General features: G+C 69.9%; 3 protein-coding genes. 1 reads left to right on the forward strand and 2 read right to left on the reverse strand.

What is annotated here, in order from left to right; genetic code table 11:
• Together Q4F73_RS11605 and Q4F73_RS11610 are read right to left on the reverse strand one after the other, a co-directional pair.
• On the reverse strand, positions 1-911 hold a 911-nt coding region (locus Q4F73_RS11605; protein WP_303359501.1), incomplete at its 3' end, for an ABC transporter permease.
• Positions 908-2,542, reverse strand: coding sequence for a TIGR04028 family ABC transporter substrate-binding protein (locus Q4F73_RS11610; RefSeq protein ID WP_303359502.1), 1,635 nt, complete (start codon positions 2,540-2,542; stop codon positions 908-910). The genes Q4F73_RS11610 and Q4F73_RS11605, both read right to left, overlap by 4 nt.
• Positions 2,543-2,666: 124 nt before the next feature.
• On the opposite strand from Q4F73_RS11610, the gene Q4F73_RS11615 reads away from it, so the two are divergent.
• On the forward strand, positions 2,667-4,550 hold the full coding sequence (locus Q4F73_RS11615; protein ID WP_303359503.1) for an FAD/NAD(P)-binding domain-containing protein: 1,884 nt from the start codon (positions 2,667-2,669) through the stop codon (positions 4,548-4,550).
• Positions 4,551-4,601 lie beyond the last annotated feature (51 nt).

The raw sequence follows: 4,601 nt of genomic DNA on the forward strand, positions 1-4,601 counted from the left end.
TCGAGGACCGGGTAGAGCAGGTCCACGAGGAGGTTGATGAGGACGTAGAGGGTGGCGGCGATGACGACCACGGCCAGCAGTACCGGGGTGTCGCGGTTGGCCACCGCCTGCACCGTCATCTGGCCGATGCCGGCGCGGCCGAAGACGGCCTCGGTGACCACGGCGCCGCCGACCAGCTCACCGAAGAGCAGACCGGCCATGGTGAGGGCGGGCAGCATGGCGTTGCGCAGGACGTTGCGCCAGAAGATCCACGCCTCCCCGGCGCCGCGGGCGCGCACCGCCTGAATGAAGGGCTGGCGGTGGACCTCGTCGATGGAGCGGATGAGCACCTGGGCCAGCGGGGCGGAGATCGGCACGGCGAGGGTCAGCGTCGGCAGGATGAGGGCCTGGACGGTGGTGGCCCCGATGATGGGCACCCACCCGAGCTGGAAGGAGACGACCTGGATGATGACGATGCCCAGCCAGAACGTCGGCAGGGAAACCATGAAGGCCGGCAGGGATCGGACCACGTCGCCGAGCCACCCGAAGGTGCGGGTGGTGGCCAGGCCGGCGATGACCAGGGCCAGGATGATCGCCAGGACGAAGGCCGAGACCGACAGCGCGATGGTGCCGGGCAGGGCCTCGACGATGAGGGTGGACACCGGGGTGCCCGTCTGCACGGAGTAGCCGAAGTTGCCGGTGACAAAGCCACCGAGCGCCCCGAGGTACTGGAGCAGCAGCGGGTCATCGGCACCGTAGGCCTGGCGGATCCGCTCGATCTCCTCGGTGGACAGCGCCAGGTCCGGGCTGGCGTAGCGGGCCATGACACCGTCCGAGGGCAGGGCGGTGAGCAGGATGAACGCCACGGTGTAGGTGATGAGCAGGACGATCACGGCCTGCCCGATGCGGCGCAGAATCTGATTACGGGTCACTGCTGCTCCTCGCTGTCCAGGGACACCCCGTAGAAGGAGGGGCGGCCGATCGACTCGGGCTGGAAACCGCGCACGTGGGCCTGGACGCCGTAGACGACGGGCTCCTCGAACAGCGGCAGGATGTAGGCCTGCTCGGTGAGGTAGTCCTGCACCTCGCGGGTCTTGGCGGCGCGCTCCTCCTCGGAGGCCAGCGAGGCGATCTCGTGGAGCATGTCGTCGAGGCGCTGGTCGTGGACGGTGTCGTCGGAGCCGTTGAGCAGCTCGTTGCGGTTGGTGGAGTGCCACATGGACTTGATCACGTCGTAGTCCGCGCGGCCGACCATGGTGTGGCGGATCTGGATGTTGCGCCAGTCCTTCGAGTCGGCGTTCTGGGTGGCGTTGTCACCGGGGTTGAGGTGGATCTCCACGCCGATGCGGCGCAGCTGCTCCTGGATCTTGGTGATGATCTCCCGGGAGCGCGGCTGCGGCACGGCCTCGTTGATGGTGAAACTCAGGCGCTCGCCGTCACGGGTACGGATGCCGTCGGCGCCGGGGGTCCAGCCGAGGTCGTCGAGAAGCTGCTCGGCGCGCGCCGGATCGTGGAGGTAGGCGCCGGCCTGCTCGCGGTAACCGAGCGCGGTGTGCGCGATGGCGGAGGTGGCGGGCACGTAGGAGTCGGAGAACAGCGTGTGCATGATCTCCTCCCGGTCGATGCCGGCGATGAGCGCCTGGCGCATCCGGATGTCCTGCAGGTGCGGGTGCATGAAGCGGAAGCTCAGGGAGTTGTTGACACCGTTGGTGCCGTGCCAGATGACGTTGATGCCGTGGTCTTCAAGATGCTTCTCGACGGGCGCCTCGATCTGCCGCGCCACGTCCGCCTGCCCGGCGACGAGTCCGCCGACGCGGACGGAATCCTCGGAGGCCAGGACATAGTCGATGCCGTCGAGCGGGGTGCGTCCCTGGTGCGGGTGCGCGGGCGGGGCCCAGTCGTAGTCCTCGCGGGCGTCGAGGGTCAGCCGCGTGCCCAGCTGCTCACCGGTGATGACGAAGGGGCCGGAACCGATGACGCCGGTGGCATTGCCCGGGCCGAAGCCGTCGTTGGCCAGTTCCAGGGTGGCGTCGGCCAACAGTCCCGCGTTGAAGGAGCTGGTGGCCTGGGCGAACCCGGGGGCCGGCGCGGAGAAGTGGAAGCGGACGGTGTCCTCGTCGATGACCTCGCCGCGCTCGTAGTTGGTGATCTGCTCGGACGAGGTGAGCATGCGCTCGGAGTCGCCGAGGCCGAAGAGATCGAAGTTGGCCACGACGTTCTCGGCGGTGAGCGGGGTGCCGTCGGAGTAGGTGACGTCGGTGCGGATGTCGAAGGTGTACTCGGTGGCGTCGGCGTTGACCTCGGGGAGGTCGGTGGCGATCCAGGGGGAGAGCTCGAGGGTCTCCGGGTCCTGGTAGAGCAGGCGGTCGGCGATGTTGGTCACCACCGCGCCGTTGGGGTAGAAGCCCGCACCCGGCGGGTAGAGCGTGGCGAAGAAGATAGGCTCGAGGTAGGTGAGCCGGTTGTCCTCCTCGCTGCGGGCGCTGGTGGTGTTCACGCAGGCGCCCGCGAGGGCGACGGCGGCGACCAGCGCCAACGCGGCGATGATGCGGCGGGGTTTCACGGGACGGAGCTCCTGTTGACGGTCGGAGGTATGACGTTTGATGAGCAAGGTAGCACAGAGTAGACTGCACAGTACCAACGCGGTAGACCGCATAGTCTAATCAGATCCCCGAGGAGCCCCCGTCGTGACCACCCCCTCCATCGCCGTCGTCGGACTCGGCCCCCGCGGCATCTCGGTCGTCGAGAGACTCGCCGCCGCCGTGGAACCCGGCACCGAGCTCACCCTGCACCTCATCGACGATGCAGCTCACGGCGCCGGACGCGTGTGGGACACCACCCAGACCCGCACCCTGTGCATGAACACCCTCTCCGCGGCGGTCACCCTGTTCACCGAGCCCGGCGCGAGCGTGTCCGCCCCGGTGCTCGAGGGTCCGATCCTCCACGAGTGGATCCAGCACCTGCGGGGTGAACAGATCCCCCCGGAGCATGCCGAGCTGCTGGCCGCGCACCCCCCGCGCCCGGAGGTGGCCGCGGCCTTCGCCGACGAGATCGCGGTGACCCGCCCGGAGTCCAACCCCTCCCGCGCCCTCTACGGCGCCTACCTGGAGTGGGTGTTCGACGTGGCGCTGGCCCGCCTGCCGGAATCGGTGACGGTCATCCCCCACCACGCCCGGGCCGTTGCGCTGCGGGAGGTCGACGGTGCCGATGAGATCGAGCTGTCCGACGGCACCACCGTCACCGCCGATGCCACGGTTCTGGCCCTGGGGTGGCAGGTGCCCGGCCCCACCCACGAGGAGGCCGAGTTGGCCGCGGCCGGGTTGACGTGGATCCGCCCCGACAACCCCGTCGAGCAGCAGGTGGACCTCATCCCGGAGGAGGGCACCGTGCTGGTGCGCGGGCTGGGCATGGGCTTCTTCGACATCATGGCCCTGCTCACCTTCGACCGCGGCGGAGTGTTCCACGAGGACGCCTCCACCCGCTCCGGCCTGCGCTACGAGCCCTCCGGCCGCGAGCCGCACCTGGTGGTCACCTCCCACCGCGGCTACCCCTACCTGCCGAAATCCGACTACGGCGGGCTGCCGCCCAAGGTGAAGGGCCCACGCCTGGGCCGGGTTCTGCGGGAGCTCGCCGACACCGAACGCATCGACTACGACACCCAGGTCTTCCCCGCCGTCATCGCCGACGCCTTCGAGGCCTACTACCGCACCCTGGCCCGGGTGCGCCCGGACGCCGTGGACCTGCCGGTCGAGGAGTTCGCGGCCCTGCTCACGGGGGATCTGGAGGGGGACGAGGGGCTCGTCGATAAGCACACGTCCGAGCCGTTCTCCCTGCGCGCCCTCATGGAACCGCTCGCGGGTGTCGAAGGCGCGCGCGCGGAGGTCACCGAGCTCATTGCGCAGCGCATGGCCGCCGACATCGACGCCGCCGCGCTGGGAACCGCAAGCCCCGTCAAGGCCGCACTGTGGTCGATCAACGCCTCGCGCAAGCCGACGGCCGTGCTCGGCGCGCAGGACCGCTACACCTTCGAATCGCGCCGCGGCCTGTTCGCCACCATGTCCGCCCTCGGGCAGATGGTCGGCTCCGGCCCGCCGCTGTTTCGTTCCCGGCAGCTGCTCGCGCTTGTCGACGCCGGCCTGGTCACCTTCCTCGGCGCCCACCCGACGGTGCGCGTCACCGGCGGGGAGTTCGTGGCCACCTCCCCGACGACGAACAAGGTGGAGGTCCGCTCCCCCGTGCTCGTCGACGCCTGGATGCACAGCCCCGACATCCGCCGCCCCGCCGACCCGCTGGCCGCCTCCCTGCTCGATTCCGGCCGCGCCCGCCCCTTTGAACTCAGCACCTCCGACGGGCAGCGCGTGGCCTCCGGCTCCCCGGAGATCGATCCGGCGACCCGCCTCATGGTGGGTGCGGACGGCTCCCGGGATCCGCGGGTGAGCCTCATCGGCATCCCGACGTGGGGTCAGATGGCCGACACGACGATCTCCCCCATGCCCGGCACCGATCCGCTCATGCTGCAGGAGACCGACCGGGCCGCGCTCACCGCGCTGGAGATCGCGCTGGGGTCCTAACGGTCGGCGATCTCGATGCGCGGGCGCACCGCGACGTCGGTGATCTGGGTG

It is taken from the genome of Corynebacterium sp. (assembly GCF_030535495.1).
GTDB lineage: Bacteria > Actinomycetota > Actinomycetes > Mycobacteriales > Mycobacteriaceae > Corynebacterium.